Origin of the sequence: Citrobacter sp. Cy070 (genome assembly GCF_030332245.1) — a bacterium.
Classification (GTDB): domain Bacteria; phylum Pseudomonadota; class Gammaproteobacteria; order Enterobacterales; family Enterobacteriaceae; genus Citrobacter; species Citrobacter youngae.
Genome location: NZ_JAOWIG010000091.1, coordinates 441,084 through 458,713, shown reverse-complemented (window position 1 = coordinate 458,713; position 17,630 = coordinate 441,084). Strand labels below are relative to the sequence as shown.

General features: G+C 51.4%; 17 protein-coding genes. 13 read left to right on the top strand and 4 right to left on the bottom strand.

What is annotated here, in order from left to right; all coding sequences use genetic code 11:
• The first annotated feature begins 55 nt into the window (after positions 1-55).
• Both mntS and OGY19_RS24055 read left to right on the top strand, forming a co-directional pair.
• Complete coding sequence (gene mntS, locus OGY19_RS24060; protein WP_061067589.1) at positions 56-184, top strand: manganase accumulation protein MntS; 129 nt, start codon at positions 56-58, stop codon at positions 182-184.
• Positions 185-459: 275 nt separating this feature from the next.
• Positions 460-2,046 carry a phosphoethanolamine transferase gene (locus tag OGY19_RS24055; RefSeq protein ID WP_061067588.1) on the top strand — a complete coding sequence of 529 codons (1,587 nt, stop codon included), beginning with the start codon at positions 460-462 and terminating at the stop codon, positions 2,044-2,046.
• 65 nt (positions 2,047-2,111) lie between these two features.
• On the opposite strand, the gene ompX is transcribed toward OGY19_RS24055, so the two are convergent.
• A complete protein-coding gene (gene ompX, locus OGY19_RS24050; RefSeq protein WP_048212190.1) occupies positions 2,112-2,627 on the bottom strand; it encodes an outer membrane protein OmpX in 516 nt (171 codons plus the stop codon).
• Positions 2,628-3,038: 411 nt separating this feature from the next.
• On the opposite strand from ompX, the gene rhtA reads away from it, so the two are divergent.
• From rhtA to ybiO, 6 genes are all read left to right on the top strand, one after another.
• A complete protein-coding gene (gene rhtA / locus OGY19_RS24045; protein ID WP_048212191.1) occupies positions 3,039-3,926 on the top strand; it encodes a threonine/homoserine exporter RhtA in 888 nt (295 codons plus the stop codon).
• A gap of 303 nt (positions 3,927-4,229) precedes the next feature.
• Positions 4,230-4,733, top strand: a complete 504-nt coding sequence (dps, locus tag OGY19_RS24040) for a DNA starvation/stationary phase protection protein Dps (RefSeq protein WP_005123679.1) — start codon at positions 4,230-4,232, stop codon at positions 4,731-4,733.
• Positions 4,734-5,097: 364 nt separating this feature from the next.
• The gene (gene glnH, locus OGY19_RS24035) at positions 5,098-5,844 is read left to right on the top strand and encodes a glutamine ABC transporter substrate-binding protein GlnH (RefSeq protein WP_061067587.1); all 747 of its coding nucleotides are present in this window, start codon (positions 5,098-5,100) and stop codon (positions 5,842-5,844) included.
• A 133-nt stretch (positions 5,845-5,977) separates the two neighbouring features.
• Positions 5,978-6,637 carry a glutamine ABC transporter permease GlnP gene (gene glnP, locus OGY19_RS24030; protein WP_005123684.1) on the top strand — a complete coding sequence of 220 codons (660 nt, stop codon included), beginning with the start codon at positions 5,978-5,980 and terminating at the stop codon, positions 6,635-6,637.
• On the top strand, positions 6,634-7,356 hold the full coding sequence (glnQ, locus tag OGY19_RS24025; RefSeq protein ID WP_042309588.1) for a glutamine ABC transporter ATP-binding protein GlnQ: 723 nt from the start codon (positions 6,634-6,636) through the stop codon (positions 7,354-7,356). Before glnP ends, glnQ begins: the two co-directional genes overlap by 4 nt.
• A gap of 118 nt (positions 7,357-7,474) precedes the next feature.
• Positions 7,475-9,712 carry a mechanosensitive channel protein gene (gene ybiO / locus OGY19_RS24020; RefSeq protein ID WP_115602332.1) on the top strand — a complete coding sequence of 746 codons (2,238 nt, stop codon included), beginning with the start codon at positions 7,475-7,477 and terminating at the stop codon, positions 9,710-9,712.
• Here the strand turns inward: ybiO and rlmF are convergent.
• A complete protein-coding gene (gene rlmF, locus OGY19_RS24015; protein ID WP_115602333.1) occupies positions 9,709-10,635 on the bottom strand; it encodes a 23S rRNA (adenine(1618)-N(6))-methyltransferase RlmF in 927 nt (308 codons plus the stop codon). The two genes, ybiO and rlmF, sit on opposite strands and share 4 nt — an antisense overlap.
• A gap of 200 nt (positions 10,636-10,835) precedes the next feature.
• On the opposite strand from rlmF, the gene mcbA reads away from it, so the two are divergent.
• The 5 genes from mcbA to ybiJ all read left to right on the top strand — a co-directional run bounded on the left by mcbA (position 10,836) and on the right by ybiJ (position 15,298).
• On the top strand, positions 10,836-11,096 hold the full coding sequence (gene mcbA / locus OGY19_RS24010; protein ID WP_048212195.1) for a DUF1471 family periplasmic protein McbA: 261 nt from the start codon (positions 10,836-10,838) through the stop codon (positions 11,094-11,096).
• A gap of 291 nt (positions 11,097-11,387) precedes the next feature.
• On the top strand, positions 11,388-13,673 hold the full coding sequence (locus OGY19_RS24005; protein WP_115602334.1) for a catecholate siderophore receptor Fiu: 2,286 nt from the start codon (positions 11,388-11,390) through the stop codon (positions 13,671-13,673).
• Positions 13,674-13,716: 43 nt separating this feature from the next.
• Positions 13,717-14,394, top strand: a complete 678-nt coding sequence (ybiX, locus tag OGY19_RS24000) for a PKHD-type hydroxylase YbiX (protein ID WP_115602335.1) — start codon at positions 13,717-13,719, stop codon at positions 14,392-14,394.
• Positions 14,395-14,469: 75 nt separating this feature from the next.
• Positions 14,470-14,736 (top strand): DksA/TraR family C4-type zinc finger protein, encoded by a 267-nt coding sequence (locus tag OGY19_RS23995; protein WP_048212198.1) that lies wholly within the window; start codon positions 14,470-14,472, stop codon positions 14,734-14,736.
• Between the two features lie 301 nt (positions 14,737-15,037).
• A complete protein-coding gene (gene ybiJ / locus OGY19_RS23990) occupies positions 15,038-15,298 on the top strand; it encodes a DUF1471 family protein YbiJ (RefSeq protein WP_048212199.1) in 261 nt (86 codons plus the stop codon).
• A 96-nt stretch (positions 15,299-15,394) separates the two neighbouring features.
• On the opposite strand, the gene OGY19_RS23985 is transcribed toward ybiJ, so the two are convergent.
• On the bottom strand, positions 15,395-16,480 hold the full coding sequence (locus OGY19_RS23985) for a malate/lactate/ureidoglycolate dehydrogenase (protein WP_115602336.1): 1,086 nt from the start codon (positions 16,478-16,480) through the stop codon (positions 15,395-15,397).
• 171 nt (positions 16,481-16,651) lie between these two features.
• On the bottom strand, positions 16,652-17,620 hold the full coding sequence (gene ybiB / locus OGY19_RS23980) for a DNA-binding protein YbiB (protein ID WP_115602337.1): 969 nt from the start codon (positions 17,618-17,620) through the stop codon (positions 16,652-16,654).
• Positions 17,621-17,630: the final 10 nt, after the last annotated feature.

Below are 17,630 nucleotides of genomic sequence, written 5' to 3'. Positions count from 1 at the left end.
ATATAATAAAGACATCCCTCAAGGACTGATGGGATCGTGAAGTCAGGAGGTTTATATGAATGAATTTAAGAGGTGTATACGCGTGTTTAGCCACTCTCCCTTTAAAGTACGGTTGATGCTGATCTCTATGCTGTGTGACATGATTAACGGCAAACCAGAGCAGGATAAATCCTCAGCAAAATAATGCGGCGTCGCGGTACGCCGCTTCATTTCTTTGCCGTAACCTGATTACGGTGATAGGTTTCGTCCGAATAACCCTTCTTTTTGTCTGTTTTGCAGTTGCCCTCTCAAAACAATTTCTTTGTAGTAGTTGACCTTCTCTTGCACACACTCTATCTTTTCGCAGCCCTGCATATATTGCGGCTCGCGGATGCGGACCCATTCCCTCTTCTCGCTCTCTCAGGCAGGCATGACCCTTTGCGCCAGGGGTAGCACATGGCGTTTTTGCAACAGTGGCATATGAATTTAACCCTCAAAGATTCAATCATTGCTCGCAGCCGGGCGATTAGTCCGTGGACTGGCTTTTACTTTTTACAGTCTTTGCTGATCAACCTCGCGCTGGGCTACCCACTAAGCCTTCTTTATAGCGTTGCCTTTACCTGTGTATTGATGCTGTTGTGGCGTACTGCGCCGCGCGCGCAAAAAGCACTGATTGGCGTCTGTTCGTTGATTGCGGCAATGTATTTTCCGTTTGGCCAGGCTTACGGCTCGCCAAACTTTAATACGTTGTTAGCGCTGCACTCGACCAACATGGAAGAGTCGACCGAAATCCTGACCATCTTCCCCTGGTACAACTACCTGGTTGGCGTGTTTATTTTTGCGCTCGGCGTTATCGCCGTACGGCGTAAAAAAGACGAGCAGAAACGTCGCTGGAACAAGTACGACAGCCTGTGCTTGCTGTTCAGCATCGTTGCATTCTTTGTTACTCCGGTACAAAACCTGGCATGGGGCGGCGTTTTCAAGTTAAAAGATACCGGTTACCCGGTTTTCCGCTTTGCCAAGGACGTTATCGTCAATAACAACGAAGTGCTTGATGAGCAAGAGCGTATGGCGAAGCTGTCGAGTGTCAAAGACAGCTGGACAGTCACCGCCGTGAAGCCGAAGTATCACACCTATGTTGTGGTGATCGGTGAAAGCGCCCGTCGTGATGCGTTAGGCGCGTTTGGCGGTCACTGGGATAACACGCCGTTTTCCAGCACCGTTAATGGCTACATTTTTGCTGATTACATTGCCGCCAGTGGTTCTACGCAAAAATCGCTCGGCTTAACGCTAAACCGGGTCGTCGATAATAAACCTCAGTTCCAGGATAACTTTGTCACGCTGGCCAACCGCGCTGGGTTCCAGACGTGGTGGTTTTCCAATCAGGGGCAGATCGGTGAATACGATACGGCAATCGCCAGCATTGCGAAGCGAGCAGATGAAGTTCAGTTCCTGAAAAACGGTGATTTCGAAGCGGACAAAAACACCCGTGACGAAGCGCTGTTGAAAATGACCGCCCAGGTGCTGGCCACCGAACGCACCCAGCCGCAACTGATTGTGCTGCATTTAATGGGTTCTCACCCGCAGGCCTGCGACCGTACACAAGGAAAATATGAGACTTTCGTCCAGTCCAAGGAGACCTCCTGTTACCTGTACACCATGACGCAGACGGATGACCTGCTGCGCCAGCTTTACGAGCAGTTGCGTAACAGCGGCAGTAGCTTCTCGATGGTCTATTTCTCCGATCATGGCCTCGCCTTTAAAGAGCGCGGAAAAGAGGTGCAGTACCTGGCGCATGACGACCAGTTCCAACAGAACTTCCAGGTGCCCTTTATGGTACTGTCCAGCGATGATAAAGCGCATCGGGTGATTAAGGCCCGTCGATCCGCCAATGATTTCCTGAGTTTTTTCTCACAGTGGACGGGGATCAGCGCGAAGGAAATTATCAACAGCTACCGCTTTATCTCTGAGAAAAAAGCCGGGCCAGTGTATATCACCAACTTTAAATTGCAGAAGGTGGACTACAACCATTTGGGCACTGATATCTTCGAGACCAAATCTCGTTAACAGCTCATAATTGCAGGCAAAAAAAATCCGCCCCTGGAGGCGGATTTTTTATATCACCGAAGTGATTAGAAGCGGTAACCAACACCCGCGATCCAGGTACCTACGTCAACGCTACGAATACGGCTCTGCTCGTAAGAGAAGTCCAGAGCAACGTTTTCGATCGGGTTGAACTGCACACCGGCACCGTAAGAGAAACCGTAGTCGCTGGTGTCGTGTTTGTCAGCAGGCGTTGCTGCATCCTGGAATTTACCGTAGCCAACACCTACAACACCGTAGACGCTTGCCCAGTCATTCAGACGGTAAGCCGGACCTGCAGTGATGCCGTAGTATTGGGTTTTGTTGTAATCGCCAAACGAGTCGGTACGATCTTTTTCAGTGTAAGTGAAGGAACCGATCACGCCCAGCGGGCTGTTGTCCTGCTCGTAACGATACTTCAGGTTGAAACCGTTCATTTTGTTCGCTGCGCCCTGAGCATCGCTCTGAGCGTAACCACCAGTAACGGTAGAAGTAGCAGCTACAGCGGTACCTGCGGAGAAAGCCAGAACAGCGGCCAGTGCTGAAAGACATGCAATTTTTTTCATAACCACCTCAAATGTGCTTCAAGTAAATCTTAAGTTTTAAATATACCAAAAACTGATGGGAAACTCTTTGCGATTCGCGATGTCTAACGAAGCTTTTCATGTAACAGAACGTTTCATAAACCCGCTATCTCTTTCAATTAACATCACTTTTCTAATGATTTATGCCATTATTGCGCGCACAACACGGCACATTCATCCAGATGATTCCTAATCGCGCAGATTATTAATCCATCGTTTTCATGCCATTGTACGGATCTCAGTAATTTTTTTTTCAACGAATACTCAACCAGCCGAGCGTATTTCCATTACACTCGCTGTTTTACTTTTCTATACACATACTCACGCGCATCGCAGCAAATCTGCGGCGTCCCGCGGGGCAAGGTGTGTAACCATCATTTGACAGGAGAAAGGATGCCGGGGTCGTCACGTAAAGCGCCAGTCTGGTTGCCTATTTTGGTTTTGCTGATAGCTATGTCCTCGATTCAAAGCGGCGCATCGCTGGCGAAATCGCTGTTCCCTCTCGTCGGTGCGCCAGGCGTTACCGCCCTGCGCCTCGCACTGGGAACGCTCATCCTTATCGCATTCTTTAAACCCTGGCGTTTACGTTTTGCCAAAGAGCAACGTCTTCCCCTGCTGTTTTATGGTTTGTCTCTGGGTGGGATGAACTATCTCTTTTACCTGTCAATTCAGACTGTACCGCTGGGTATTGCCGTAGCGCTGGAATTTACCGGGCCGCTCGCGGTGGCGTTGTTTTCCTCCCGCCGCCCGGTGGATTTTATCTGGGTTGCGCTGGCCGTGCTCGGACTGTGGTTCCTGCTACCGTTAGGTCAGGATGTTTCTCACGTTGATTTAACCGGTGCCGCGCTGGCATTAGGTGCTGGCGCCTGTTGGGCTATCTATATTCTTACCGGGCAACGCGCAGGCGAAGAGCATGGCCCGGCAACGGTCGCAGTTGGCTCATTAATCGCAGCGCTGGTTTTCGTGCCGATTGGCGTCATTCAGGCAGGCGATGCGCTGTGGCACTGGTCTATTCTCCCGTTGGGCTTAGCGGTAGCAGTCCTCTCTACTGCGCTCCCCTATTCGCTGGAAATGATCGCATTAACGCGACTGCCTACACGTACCTTTGGGACACTGATGAGCATGGAGCCTGCACTGGCTGCAGTGTCTGGAATGATTTTCCTCGGGGAAACGCTGACGTTTATCCAGACGCTGGCTCTGGGAGCGATTATTGCTGCGTCCATGGGCTCTACGCTCACCATCCGTAAGGACCCGCAAATTAAGCAAATTGACGTGAATTAACCTGCCAATATTCTGCATGGTTTGCATAATCATGCAGAATATCTTGTTATCTATCCCCACTATTATTATCGCCCTCTACCTCCCTGTTGAAGCACGCTATTTATGCTGAGGCATAGCATTAACACAATAATAACAATACGCTGTGCTAAAATAATTTATTACATTGATTTATATCGATATTTTATATTTTCACTCGCCTCGCTATTAAAGCAATAGGCAACACCAGAAAAATAAAACTGAAATTAGCGCTATACTTATCCTCGTTGAAGATTTGGGACGTAAACATCAAGAGGATATGAGATTATGAGTACTGCAAAACTGGTAAAAACAAAAGCATCAGCCCTCCTTTATACCCGTAACGATGTAACCGACAGCGATAAAAAAGCGACCGTTGAACTGCTGAATCAGCAGGTGATCCAATTCATCGACCTGTCATTGATCACCAAACAGGCACACTGGAATATGCGCGGCGCAAACTTCATTGCCGTACATGAAATGCTGGATGGTTTCCGGACAGCACTGACCGATCACCTCGATACCATGGCTGAGCGTGCCGTACAGTTAGGCGGTGTGGCACTGGGGACAACGCAGGTTATTAACAGCAAAACGCCACTGAAAAGCTACCCGCTGGATATCCATAACGTACAGGACCACTTAAAAGAGCTGGCCGAACGTTATGCCGTGGTTGCTAACAGCGTACGTAAAGCGATAAGTGAAGCAAAAGATGAGGATACAGCAGATATCTTCACTGCGGCCTCCCGTGACCTCGACAAATTCTTGTGGTTTATCGAAGCGAACATCGAATAACAGACATATAAGAAATACCTATATTACCCTCGCATTTGCGGGGGTTTTGCACTTCTATGGTGCACAACATTGATCATTCGTCACTCCAAAGTAAATTATTTGTAATAATCACCTCACACAATCGTTAACGAAAGATTGTTTTATCAACAATTTTTACGCTAAATAGTCATACCGTTTGCACCACGTCCGTCATGCACCAAATGAGTGCCCTGAAACGGTGCAAACAGCCCGCTTTGCCCTACTTATTGTGCAACAAAATGAGACGCCCTCTTGTTAAAACAATGAGTTGCAAAATTGGCACGATTCTTTCATTAAGCCATATGTTCTCGCAGGGGATCGCCCCGTGGATATAAAAGGAAATCCTATGAAGTCTGTATTAAAAGTTTCACTGGCTGCACTTACCCTGGCTTTTGCGGTGTCCTCCCATGCCGCAGATAAGAAACTGGTTGTCGCAACCGACACCGCCTTTGTTCCCTTTGAATTCAAACAGGGTGACAAATACGTTGGTTTTGATGTGGATCTGTGGGCTGCCGTCGCCAAAGAACTAAAGCTGGATTATGAACTGAAACCAATGGATTTCAGCGGCATCATCCCGGCTCTGCAAACCAAAAACGTCGATTTGGCGCTGGCAGGTATCACTATTACCGAAGAGCGTAAAAAAGCCATCGACTTCTCTGACGGCTACTACAAAAGCGGCCTGTTAGTGATGGTGAAAGCGAATAACAACGACGTGAAAAGCGTGAAAGATCTCGATGGTAAAGTTGTCGCAGTGAAGAGCGGCACCGGTTCCGTTGATTACGCGAAAGCTAACATCAAAACTAAAGACCTGCGTCAGTTCCCGAACATCGATAACGCGTATATGGAACTGGGTACCAACCGCGCAGACGCCGTACTGCACGATACACCAAACATTCTGTATTTCATCAAGACTGCGGGCAACGGTCAGTTCAAAGCTGTAGGTGATTCCCTGGAAGCCCAGCAGTACGGTATCGCCTTCCCGAAAGGCAGCGATGAACTGCGTGAGAAAGTGAACGGCGCGCTGAAAACGCTGAAAGAGAACGGTACTTACAACGAAATCTACAAAAAATGGTTCGGTACTGAACCTAAATAATAATCTACAGCACAGGCCCGGTAGCGTGATGCTTGCCGGGTCTACGCCAGCATTTTTGAGACCTGTAGGCCGGATAAGTACATCCGGTAAAACGGGCAATTGACTCTTTTCACCACGGTAACAGGAACGACATATGCAGTTTGACTGGAGTGCCATCTGGCCCGCCATCCCGCTTTTGATAGAAGGCGCCAAAATGACCCTGTGGATTTCAATCCTCGGTCTGGCTGGCGGTCTGATTATCGGGCTTGCAGCAGGTTTTGCGCGTACTTTCGGCGGTTGGATAGCCAACCACGTAGCGCTGGTGTTTATCGAAGTCATCCGCGGTACGCCAATCGTTGTACAGGTGATGTTTATCTACTTCGCCCTGCCAATGGCGTTTAACGATTTGCGTATTGACCCCTTCAGCGCCGCTGTTGTCACCATCATGATTAACTCCGGCGCCTATATCGCGGAAATCACGCGTGGCGCGGTACTCTCAATCCACAAAGGATTCAGCGAGGCTGGCCTGGCGCTTGGACTTTCACGCACGGAGACTATCCGTCACGTAATTTTACCTCTTGCGCTGCGTCGTATGCTGCCACCGCTGGGCAACCAGTGGATCATCAGCATCAAAGATACCTCGCTGTTTATCGTCATTGGCGTCGCTGAACTGACCCGTCAGGGCCAGGAAATCATTGCCGGTAACTTCCGCGCACTGGAAATCTGGAGCGCCGTTGCGGTGTTCTATCTGATCATAACGCTGGTGCTGAGCTTCATTCTGCGTCGTCTGGAAAGAAGGATGAAAATCCTGTGATTGAATTTAAAAACGTTTCTAAGCACTTTGGTCCAACCCAGGTGCTACACAACATCGATCTGAATATTAAACAAGGTGAAGTCGTGGTGATTATCGGGCCATCTGGCTCCGGTAAATCTACCCTGCTGCGCTGCATTAACAAGCTGGAAGAAATTACCTCCGGTGACCTGATTGTTGACGGCCTGAAAGTGAACGATCCGAAGGTAGACGAGCGGTTAATCCGCCAGGAAGCCGGGATGGTGTTTCAGCAGTTCTACCTGTTCCCGCATCTGACGGCGCTGGAAAACGTCATGTTTGGGCCGCAGCGCGTACGCGGGGCAAATAAAGAACAGGCCGAGAAACTGGCGAAAGAACTGCTGGCGAAAGTAGGTCTGGCCGAACGTGCGCATCACTACCCTTCTGAACTGTCCGGCGGTCAACAACAGCGTGTGGCTATCGCCCGTGCGCTGGCGGTGAAGCCGAAAATGATGCTGTTTGATGAGCCAACCTCAGCGCTGGATCCGGAACTGCGCCACGAAGTTCTGAAAGTTATGCAGGATCTGGCGGAAGAAGGAATGACCATGGTGATTGTGACCCACGAAATCGGTTTTGCCGAAAAAGTGGCTTCACGCCTGATTTTCATCGATAAGGGACGTATTGCCGAGGACGGCAATCCGCAGGCCCTGATTGAAAATCCGCCCAGCCAACGCTTACAGGAATTCTTGCAGCACGTTTCCTGATAGCCCTGCCTCCCTTCGCCCGAAGGGAGGTTTTTCACCAGAATCCTCTCATTTCAATTCTCTCCCGCCCTGACATCTATACTTATCCTTTTGAATTTATTTTCTCATAGGAGGAGTGATGCGCGGGATCCTGTTCATCATTGTTTGTCTGTTGAGTCTTCCGACCCAGGCGGTGACGATTCCTGGCGTCACCACGCCAACGTCAACCAACGCGCAAACCACACCGGCGAAAGAGCCGGATATTGAACAGAAAAAGGCGGCTTACGGCGCCCTGGCCGATGTGCTGGAAAATGACGCCTCGCGTCAGGAGCTGATCGGCCAGTTACGCAAAGTGGCCACTGCCCCTCCTGCCGAGCCGGTGCCGACCATTGTCCCGCCCACGTTAACGGAAGAAAAAACGGTACTGGAAAACGTCACGGATGTCACCCGCCACTACGGTGAAGCCCTCTCCAGCCGCTTTGCCCAGCTTTATCGCAATATTACCGATGCCCCGCATAAGATCTTTAACCCGCAAACATTCACCAATGCCCTGACGCATTTTTTAATGCTGGCGGTGTCAGTGTTCGGTTTTTTCTGGCTGGTTCGCCTGTGCGCGCTGCCGCTGTATCGCAAAATGGGACAATGGGCACGACGCAAAAACCGTGAGCGCAGTAACTGGCTCCAGCTTCCGGCGATGATCGTTGGCGCATTCGTTATCGATTTGCTTCTACTGGCGCTCACCTTGTTTGTCGGGCAGATACTGAGCGACAAAATGAACGCCGGCAGTCGCACCATCGCCTTTCAGCAAAGCCTGTTTCTCAATGCCTTCGCCCTGATTGAATTCTTCAAGGCCATTTTGCGCCTGATATTTTGCCCGGCGGTGACCGAGCTGCGCCCGTTTAACATTCAGGATGCAGGCGCACGCTACTGGAATCGCCGTTTGAGTTCATTGAGCAGCCTGATTGGCTACGGGCTTATCGTTGCCGTACCCATTATTTCGAATCAGGTTAATGTGCAGGTCGGCGCGATGGCAAACGTCATCATCATGCTGTGCATCACGCTGTGGGCGCTGTACCTGATTTTCAGAAACAAGAATGAGATTACCCAGCACTTACAGAATCTTGCCGCACGCTCTTTAGCTTTCTTTAGCCTGTTTATCCGTGCTTTTGCGCTGATATGGCATTGGCTGGCCAGCGCCTACTTCATTGTGCTGTTTTTCTTCTCGCTGTTTGATCCAGGCAACAGCCTGAAATTCATGATGGGCGCCACGCTGCGCAGCCTGGTGATCATCGGGATAGCCGCCTTTGTATCCGGCATGTTATCCCGCTGGATTGCCAAAACCATTACCCTGTCGCCGCACACGCAGCGCAGCTATCCGGAATTACAAAAGCGGCTAAATGGCTGGCTGTCAACGGCGTTAAGCGTGGCCAGGATCCTGACAGTGTGCGTCGCGGTCATGCTGCTACTCAACGCCTGGGGACTGTTCGACTTCTGGAACTGGCTGCATTACGGCGCAGGCGAAAAAACGGTGGATATCCTGATCCGTATCGCGCTGATTTTATTCTTCTCCGCCATCGGCTGGACGATCCTCGCCAGCCTGATTGAAAATCGTCTGGCTTCCGATATTCATGGTCGCCCGTTACCCAGCGCGCGTACTCGCACCCTGCTGACGCTGTTTCGCAACGCACTGGCGGTGATCATCAGCACGATCACTATCATGATTGTACTGTCCGAAATTGGCGTCAATATCGCCCCTTTACTGGCTGGTGCCGGAGCGTTGGGGCTGGCTATCTCTTTCGGCTCACAAACGTTGGTAAAAGATATTATTACCGGGATCTTTATTCAGTTCGAGAATGGCATGAACACCGGCGATCTGGTGACCATCGGTCCACTCACCGGTACGGTAGAACGGATGTCCATCCGCTCAGTGGGCGTGCGTCAGGACACCGGGGCGTACCATATCATCCCGTGGTCATCGATAACGACCTTCGCCAATTTTGTGCGTGGCATTGGATCGGTCGTCGCCAATTACGATGTAGACCGCCATGAGGATGCGGATAAAGCGAATCAGGCATTGAAAGACGCGGTTGCTGCGGTGATGGAAAAAGAAGATATCCGCGGGCTTATCATTGGCGAGCCGTCGTTTGCCGGGATTGTGGGGTTAACCAATACGGCCTTCACGCTGCGGGTTTCGTTTACCACCTTGCCGCTGAAGCAGTGGACGGTACGTTTTGCGCTCGACAGCCAGGTGAAAAAATACTTCGATCTGGCCAACGTACGCGCTCCGGTACAGACCTATCAGGTGCTGTCTGCACCGGGGTCAGGCCCACAATCAACGGCAGCAGAACCGCTGCCGCCGGGCGAGCCCACGATTTAGCGTTGACGCGCCATAAAACGACGACGCTGATCGTTATCCATAAAGGTCCAGGCAATAAAGCGGCTCTGCTTTTGTCCCTGGGCCATCTCTTTCTTGACCACTTTCACCGCGCCCGCATCGGTTAACGCGTGATATAGCGGAGGCAAATTCTCGCCGCGCGAAACCAGCGTGGTGAACCACATTACCTGGCGACCAAAGGCCTGGCTTTCGGCGATCATTTTTTTGATGAACGCCACTTCACCGCCTTCACACCACAGCTCCTGCTGCTGTCCGCCAAAGTTCAGCGCATCATCTTTGTCCTGGCCCAGATTACGGCGTTTGCGTTCGCTTCCGGCACGGGCAGAGGCAGCAGAATCATGGAATGGCGGATTACACAACGTGGCTTCATACTGTTCATTCTTGTGAATAATGCCGTTGAAGATTGCCGAAGCATCTTTCTGACGACGCAGACGAATCGCCCGGGTTAAGCCAGGGTTGCCATTGATGATTGCCTGAGCGCTGCTAAACGCTTCGCTACTGGTTTCGCTGCCGGTAAATCGCCAGCCGTATTCATGCACGCCGATCAGTGGATAAATGCAGTTCGCCCCTACCCCAACATCCAGCACGCTGGCATTTGCAGGGATGGTTCCGGTGGTTTCACCCAACAGGTCGGCCAGATGGTGAATGTAGTCCGCACGACCCGGAACCGGTGGGCAAAGAAAACCTTCCGGGATATCCCAGTTTGCCACTGCATAATAATGCGCCAGCAGTGCTTTATTGAGCGCCTTAACTGCCTGCGGATTGGCGAAATCAACACTCTGCTCGCCGCCGGGCGTGAGGGTGAGAAATTGCGTCAGCTCGGGGGTAACCTGGCATAACGTCGCAAGATCATAGCGGCCATTGTGGCGGTTGCGTGGATGTAATCCCGGTTTCTGGGGGGGCATAGCATTCTCCTTTTAACAGCGGCGTAAGATACCCGCATAACGCCACGGGGTAAACATACACAGCAGGGAAATTTCATTTTTTATACGAATTGCATCGTTCAAAAAATAGCCTGTTGTTGGTCGATTTTTTGCGGCAAATGCCCTGCAATGACGACCTAAACTTATCAGGCACGATCTGTTGTTTCTCAGAGGATATCATCATGAAGAAATGCCTCACATTCCTTGCCGCTACCATACTTACCGGCATGACATTTGCGACTTTTGCTGCCCAGCCCAATGCCAGTCCTGCCAACGGTCCACTACAAGCCTCCGGTACGATTTCCGTGAGCGGAGCATCAAGCCTGGATGACCTCGAAGGTAAGCTGGCAGAAAAAGCCAAAGAACAAGGCGCGAAAGGTTTTGTGGTTAATTCCGCTGGCGGTAAAAATCAGATGTACGGTACAGCAACTATTTATAAGTAACTCTCACTCAGCTCAACTGCATTCGCCCTGAATGCAGTTTGCTGTCCTTTCTTTCTGAAATCCCCTGCATGAACTGTAACCGCCATGTTGGAATTTTGAATTCAATGTAAATAAATGTATTTATTTTTGAAGTAATGAATGCTAAAACGTCACACTTATTGATAATGCTTATCAAAATTATTATCAATTACGCATTTCATTCAGGCGAGGCCTGCAGGGTATAACGTCCACAGAGATGTCCCTTCGTTTGAGTGAAACCTTCTACTCAAAAATAATAAGTCATTCATTAACATGGATAAAAATCGCAACTTGCCGTCCAGTAGTTTTCATTCACTGACTTTTTTTGCCGGTCTGTGCATTGGCCTGTCTCCGGTAGCCCAGGCTGTAGCCGCAAGCGATCAGGATAAAAAACAAGAAGACACTCTGGTCGTTGAAGCGGCCAAACCTTCGCTGTACGCCCCAACACAGTCTGCCGACCCTAAATTCTCCCGACCGGTAGCGGATACCACTCGCACCATGACGGTGATTTCTGAGCAGGTTATTAAGGATCAAGGCGCAACAAATCTGACCGATGCGTTGAAAAACGTGCCGGGTGTTGGCGCATTTTTTGCGGGTGAAAATGGTAACTCCACCACCGGCGATGCGGTGTATATGCGAGGTGCTGACACCTCAAACAGCATTTATATCGACGGTATTCGTGATATTGGTAGCGTCACGCGTGACACCTTCAATACCGAACAGGTTGAAGTGATTAAAGGCCCTTCCGGTACCGACTATGGTCGCAGTGCCCCCACTGGCTCCATCAATATGATCAGCAAGCAGCCGCGCACCGATTCAGGTATTGATGCCTCAGCCAGCGTCGGTAGCGCCTGGTTTCGCCGGGGAACGCTGGATATCAATCAGGTCATCGGTGACACCACCGCAGTACGCTTAAACCTGATGGGTGAAAAAACGCATGATGCCGGTCGCGACAACGTGCAGAATGAACGTTACGGCGTGGCCCCCTCTCTCGCTTTTGGCTTAGGTACCGAGAACCGACTGTATCTGAACTATCTACACGTTACTCAACACAACACACCGGATGGAGGCATTCCCACCATCGGCCTGCCGGGTTACTCCGCGCCTTCCGCGGGTACTTCTGCACTGAATCATTCAGGAAAAGTGGATACGCATAATTTCTACGGTACAAACTCGGATTACGACGATTCGACGACCGATACTGCGACGATGCGTTTTGAACATGATCTGAGCGACAGCACCACGATTCGCAACACCACCCGCTGGTCGCGTATTAAGCAGGATTATCTGATGACGGCGGTAATGGGCGGTGCGTCAAACATCACCCAACCCACCAGCAGCGTTGACACCTGGAACTGGTCGCGTGTCGCGAATACCAAAGATGTCAGCAACAAAATCCTCACCAACCAGACCAACCTGACCTCAAAGTTTTACACGGGATCCATCGGTCATGACATCAGCACCGGTGTGGAGCTGACGCGCGAAACGCAAACCAACTATGGCGTAGTCCCGATCACTCCGCCGCCGGTCAATATTTACTCACCGAACAGCAACGTGAACATTGGTGGATTATCCCGTAATGGCGCCAACGCCAACGGCCAGACCGATACCTTCGGTATTTACGCCTTCGATACTCTGCAAATTACGCGTGATATTGAACTGAACGGTGGTATTCGTCTGGATAATTATCGTACCGAGTATGACAGCGCCACCGCGTGCGGTGCTTCTGGCCGTGGTGCAGTTGCATGTCCGACAGGCGTCGCCAAAGGTTCTCCGGTTACGACCGTGGATACTGCCAAATCAGGCAATCTGGTGAACTGGAAAGCGGGCGCGCTGTATCACCTGACCGATAACGGCAATGTCTACATTAACTATGCCGTTTCTCAGCAACCGCCGGGCGGCAGTAACTTTGCCCTTGCACAGGGCGGAAGCGGTAACAGCGCCAACCGGACCGATTTTAAACCGCAGAAAGCGAAAACCAGCGAGATCGGCACCAAATGGGAGGTGCTGGATAAGCGCCTGCTGTTAACCGCCGCGATTTTCCGTACGGATATTGAAAATGAAGTAGAGCAGAACGACGACGGAACATATTCCCAGTACGGGGAGAAACGCGTTGAAGGCTACGAACTCTCTGTAGCTGGCAACATCACTCCCGCATGGCAGGTTATTGGGGGATACACCCAGCAACGCGCCACGATCCACAGCGGCAAAAACGTTGCTCAGGATGGTTCTTCTTCCCTGCCCTATACGCCGGAACATGCCTTCACGCTGTGGAGCCAGTATCAGGCTACCGATGATATTTCCGTTGGCGCGGGCGCACGTTACGTGGGTAGTATGCATCGCGGCTCGGACGGCGCCGTGGGTACGCCATCTTATACTGAAGGCTACTGGGTTGCGGATGCCAAGTTAGGCTATCGCGTAAACCGCAATCTCGATTTCCAGCTGAACGTCTATAACCTGTTCGACACCGATTATGTATCCTCCATTAACAAGAGTGGATACCGTTACCATCCGGGCGAGCCAAGAACCTTCCTGCTCACCGCCAATATGCATTTCTGATCCATCTCGTGGGGCGTAAGCCCCACTTTCAGGAGAAACACTGATGATGTACCACATTCCCGGCGTTCTGTCGGCGCAGGATGTCGCCTGGTTTCGCGAACAACTGGACGCTGCCGACTGGGTTGATGGCCGCGCAACCACCGGCACTCAGGGCGCGCAGGTAAAAAACAACCAGCAGGTGGATACGCAAAGTGAGCGTTACGGCATTTTGCAACAGGCGGTACAAACCGCGGTGAATAACAGCCCGCTTTTCTTCGCCGCAGCATTACCGAAAACGCTCTCCACACCGCTGTTTAATCGCTACCAGAACAACGAAACCTACGGTTTTCACGTTGATGGCGCGGTGCGTAGTCACCCGGAAAACGGCTGGATGCGCACAGACCTTTCCGCCACCTTATTCCTCAGTAATCCCGACGATTATGCGGGAGGAGAGCTGCTGGTCAATGACACCTACGGCCAGCATGCGGTGAAACTTCCTGCTGGCGATCTGGTACTTTACCCTTCCAGCAGCCTACATTGCGTCACGCCAGTAACCCATGGCGTTCGTGTGGCATCCTTTATGTGGGTACAATCAATGATCCGTGATGACAAAAATCGCGCCATGCTTTTTGAACTGGATAAAAACATTCAATCCCTGAAGGCTCGTCATGGGGAGAGCAACGAGATCCTGTCATTACTCAATCTCTACCATAACCTGCTGCGCGAATGGTCTGAAATCTGATACTGCTGGCGCATGGTCGTTTTTCAGCCATCACCTTCGCTATACTTATTCTGTAGACATCAACAGGAGGTACATATGGCATCCGGATGGGCAAATGACGACGCTGTTAACGAACAGATCAACAATACGATTGAAGATGCTGTTGCCCGCGCCCGCGGTGAGTTACCGACGGGGGAAAGTCTGCATGAATGTGAAGAATGTGGCAATCCTATCCCGCAGGCGCGCCGTGAAGCGGTACCCGGCGTGCGTTTGTGCATCTCCTGCCAGCAGGATAAAGATTCACATAACTCTGCATTTTCAGGATATAATCGCAGAGGTTCGAAAGACAGCCAGCTACGTTGACTCATCTTTACCAAAAGTTTCAGCGCATACGATTTCCTTTACGAGCACGCTTTTTCACTCGCGGTGTAGCAAAATGTGCCGTTGTCACTTTCTCTGTAAAGCGCTATGACAAGAACTGTAAATCCCTCTTCTGAATTTATTAATATTCAATAAGTTATTTGTCATTCAATTTTTTTGATTGATGTCGTCAATTCTATTCGATTTTCTCTCACCGAAAAAAACGTGATACTTCTCACATCGACAGAACAACGTCTGCTGAACAGAACATCGACTAACCGAATAAACCTGCGAGAGAAAAATCATGAAAAACATTAAATTTGCTGTTGCTGCTATCGCCCTGTCTACCCTGTCATTTGGTGTTTTCGCTGCTGAGCCGGTTACCTCCACTCAGGCGCAAAGCATGAATAAAATGGGTGTGGTATCTGCTGATGGCGCCACCACGCTGGACGGCCTGGAAGCAAAACTGGCTGAAAAAGCAGCTGCTGCTGGTGCAAGTGGTTACAGCATCACCTCCGCTGTCGGCAACGACAAAATGAGCGGCACCGCGGTTATCTACAAATAACCAACAGAATTCCTGTACGACCCAATGCTCCAACCCTCATTGACCCTGTTTGTTACCCTTTGTTTGCCCGTCCGCCACTGGACGGGCTTTTTTTATCTAACGTTCAAGCCGTTGGCGAAACGCCTGCAATACCGCATCCGGCATACCGATTTGCTGTGCCGCCTCACATATCGCTTGCCAACTTCCGGCATCAAGCGGGATACCCTGCGCCAGCCGCTCTTCACGGGTATTCACTTCCCACTCACCCGGTAACAGGATAGGCGTATCCTCAGCATGCGGCGACGCTTTGACCCATTCAGCAAATGCCGAAACCTGATTGTCACAGTCCGGGGCACCGAATAGTGTTGGGTTAATGATGATCGTGATCATGCAGTTAATAATGGCGTCTGCGCTGTTCTGCAAACTGGCTTCGTGGGTCGTTTTACCGCCAGAAAGCGCACCGCCCATGATTTCACACATTGCCGCCAGCGCGTAGCCTTTATGCTGGGCAAAGGTGAGCAGCGAGCCCAATGGCGATTCCTGCATAACGGCAGGATCGGTAGTAGGAGCCCCCTGAGCATCAATCAGACAGCCCGGCGCAACCGGCTCACCTTTGTGCCACGCCACGCGCGTTTTGCCAAAAGCGATGGCGCTGGTCGCATAGTCCAGCAGCAACGGGAAATCATTTTTACGTGGAAACACAACGCAGAAAGGGTTGGTGCCAAAACGGCTATCACGACCATGGAACGGGGCAACCATCGGGATCCCCACCACATTCACAAAGTGTATAGAGACAAAGCCCGCCGCCGCACACTGCTCCGCCCAGTAGCCAATGCGCCCAATGTGGTGAGAATTATGCAGTGCTACCGCAGCAATTCCATACTGCTGTGCTTTCTCAATCCCCAGCGCGATAGCTTCATGCGCGGCTACCTGACCAAATGCGCAATCCCCATCCAGCGTAACCACTGCGCCCGCATCTTTGACCACTTTGGCATGACGATTGATCTGCAGATGTCCCTGCGAGAATGAGCGAATGTAGCTTGGGATCATCCCGATACCGTGTGAATCATGCCCGGCGAGGTTTGAGGCTATCAGATGATCGGCCACCAACTGCGCCTCCTGCTCGTCACTCCCCATCTGTCGGAAAACGGCCTGAATAAACGCATGTAGCGTTGGCGCGTGAAAGCGATGTCCACTGTCCATTGTTATCTCCTGTTGTGTTGCGTGTTTGTTGTGTTTCTTATTTTTCAACAAACTATGCTGCGCTACGGTCGCCAGGAGGTCAATAATCGTGCAGAAATTTCACGTTGCAGAGGGTGCTGGACAGGAACGACTGACGGGCCAGATGGCAGGCCCGTCGGGATGAAGAAAGGGTCAGAAGCTTTGATTGACGCGAGCGAGCCCGTCTGCCAGCGTGGCGGATTCTCCGGTGGCCACCAGACAGCAGGCCATTTGAATTTTCAATGAGGCCGGTATCGGCTCGCTTCCGGCCAGACAGCGTTCTATCCAGCGGGCAGTGGTTTCCGGATCTTTTGCTACCGGCAGTGGGACTGGCTCGTCAGGCATCTCACTCTGGCGGTCCTGTAGCACTCGCACGCCGGACGAATCTATCAGGCTTATCTGCGGACAGCGCTGCGGGTTGGCGTACACCTCGCCTTCGGTACCGTGCATCAGCAGACCACGGCCGCCGATGTCGCCAAAAAATTTCGCCACTCGCGAGACATATTCAGGATGAGAAACACTGGCAAGACGCAGCGCGGCATCTTCTGCAAACGGCGTGGCCAACTTCGCCAGCGTATGTGCACTGTTGCGCACCCCCATTCTCCAGCGCATCGTCAGTTGCTTATCCAGAGGCGGACACAGCGCGCGCACCGGAATAAATACCGGTTCATGACCATCCAGTTTTGCCTGTGCCTGGCCGGCATGCAGCGTGGGCATGATCCCCATCAGCTCAAAAATAGTTTCTGTCAGCACGCGGGTAGGATCCTCGCTGACGCCGTGCACCACCACCGGGAAGCCCAGCTTATGCAATAAGATAGCCAGCAGCGGCGTCAGATTGGCCTGCTTGCGCGCGCCATTGTAGCTGGGAATGACAATGGGCATGGGTTTGGCAACCGGCGGCGTCAGGCGAATGGTGTGGTTTTGCATCGCTTCGTAAAAGCCCAGCATTTCCGCTTCGCCTTCGCCTTTAATGCGCAACGCAATCAGCACGCCGCCCATTTCAAGATCCGGTACATCGCCATTCAGCATATGGGTATACAGTCCGCGAGCAGTATCCTGGTCCAGGTCACGCGCGTGATTTTTACCTCGCCCAATCTCTTTGATGATTTTGCGGTAATCCATCGATAACTCC

Excerpts from the sequence above, each read along its gene's own strand:
- mntS (WP_061067589.1), top strand. The coding sequence starts at position 56 with ATGAATGAATTTAAGAGGTGTATACGCGTGTTTAGCCACTCTCCCTTT.
- OGY19_RS24055 (WP_061067588.1), top strand. The coding sequence starts at position 460 with ATGAATTTAACCCTCAAAGATTCAATCATTGCTCGCAGCCGGGCGATT.
- ompX (WP_048212190.1), bottom strand. The coding sequence starts at position 2,627 with ATGAAAAAAATTGCATGTCTTTCAGCACTGGCCGCTGTTCTGGCTTTC.
- rhtA (WP_048212191.1), top strand. The coding sequence starts at position 3,039 with ATGCCGGGGTCGTCACGTAAAGCGCCAGTCTGGTTGCCTATTTTGGTT.
- dps (WP_005123679.1), top strand. The coding sequence starts at position 4,230 with ATGAGTACTGCAAAACTGGTAAAAACAAAAGCATCAGCCCTCCTTTAT.
- glnH (WP_061067587.1), top strand. The coding sequence starts at position 5,098 with ATGAAGTCTGTATTAAAAGTTTCACTGGCTGCACTTACCCTGGCTTTT.
- glnP (WP_005123684.1), top strand. The coding sequence starts at position 5,978 with ATGCAGTTTGACTGGAGTGCCATCTGGCCCGCCATCCCGCTTTTGATA.
- ybiO (WP_115602332.1), top strand. The coding sequence starts at position 7,475 with ATGCGCGGGATCCTGTTCATCATTGTTTGTCTGTTGAGTCTTCCGACC.
- rlmF (WP_115602333.1), bottom strand. The coding sequence starts at position 10,635 with ATGCCCCCCCAGAAACCGGGATTACATCCACGCAACCGCCACAATGGC.
- mcbA (WP_048212195.1), top strand. The coding sequence starts at position 10,836 with ATGAAGAAATGCCTCACATTCCTTGCCGCTACCATACTTACCGGCATG.
- OGY19_RS24005 (WP_115602334.1), top strand. The coding sequence starts at position 11,388 with ATGGATAAAAATCGCAACTTGCCGTCCAGTAGTTTTCATTCACTGACT.
- ybiX (WP_115602335.1), top strand. The coding sequence starts at position 13,717 with ATGATGTACCACATTCCCGGCGTTCTGTCGGCGCAGGATGTCGCCTGG.
- OGY19_RS23995 (WP_048212198.1), top strand. The coding sequence starts at position 14,470 with ATGGCATCCGGATGGGCAAATGACGACGCTGTTAACGAACAGATCAAC.
- ybiJ (WP_048212199.1), top strand. The coding sequence starts at position 15,038 with ATGAAAAACATTAAATTTGCTGTTGCTGCTATCGCCCTGTCTACCCTG.
- OGY19_RS23985 (WP_115602336.1), bottom strand. The coding sequence starts at position 16,480 with ATGGACAGTGGACATCGCTTTCACGCGCCAACGCTACATGCGTTTATT.
- ybiB (WP_115602337.1), bottom strand. The coding sequence starts at position 17,620 with ATGGATTACCGCAAAATCATCAAAGAGATTGGGCGAGGTAAAAATCAC.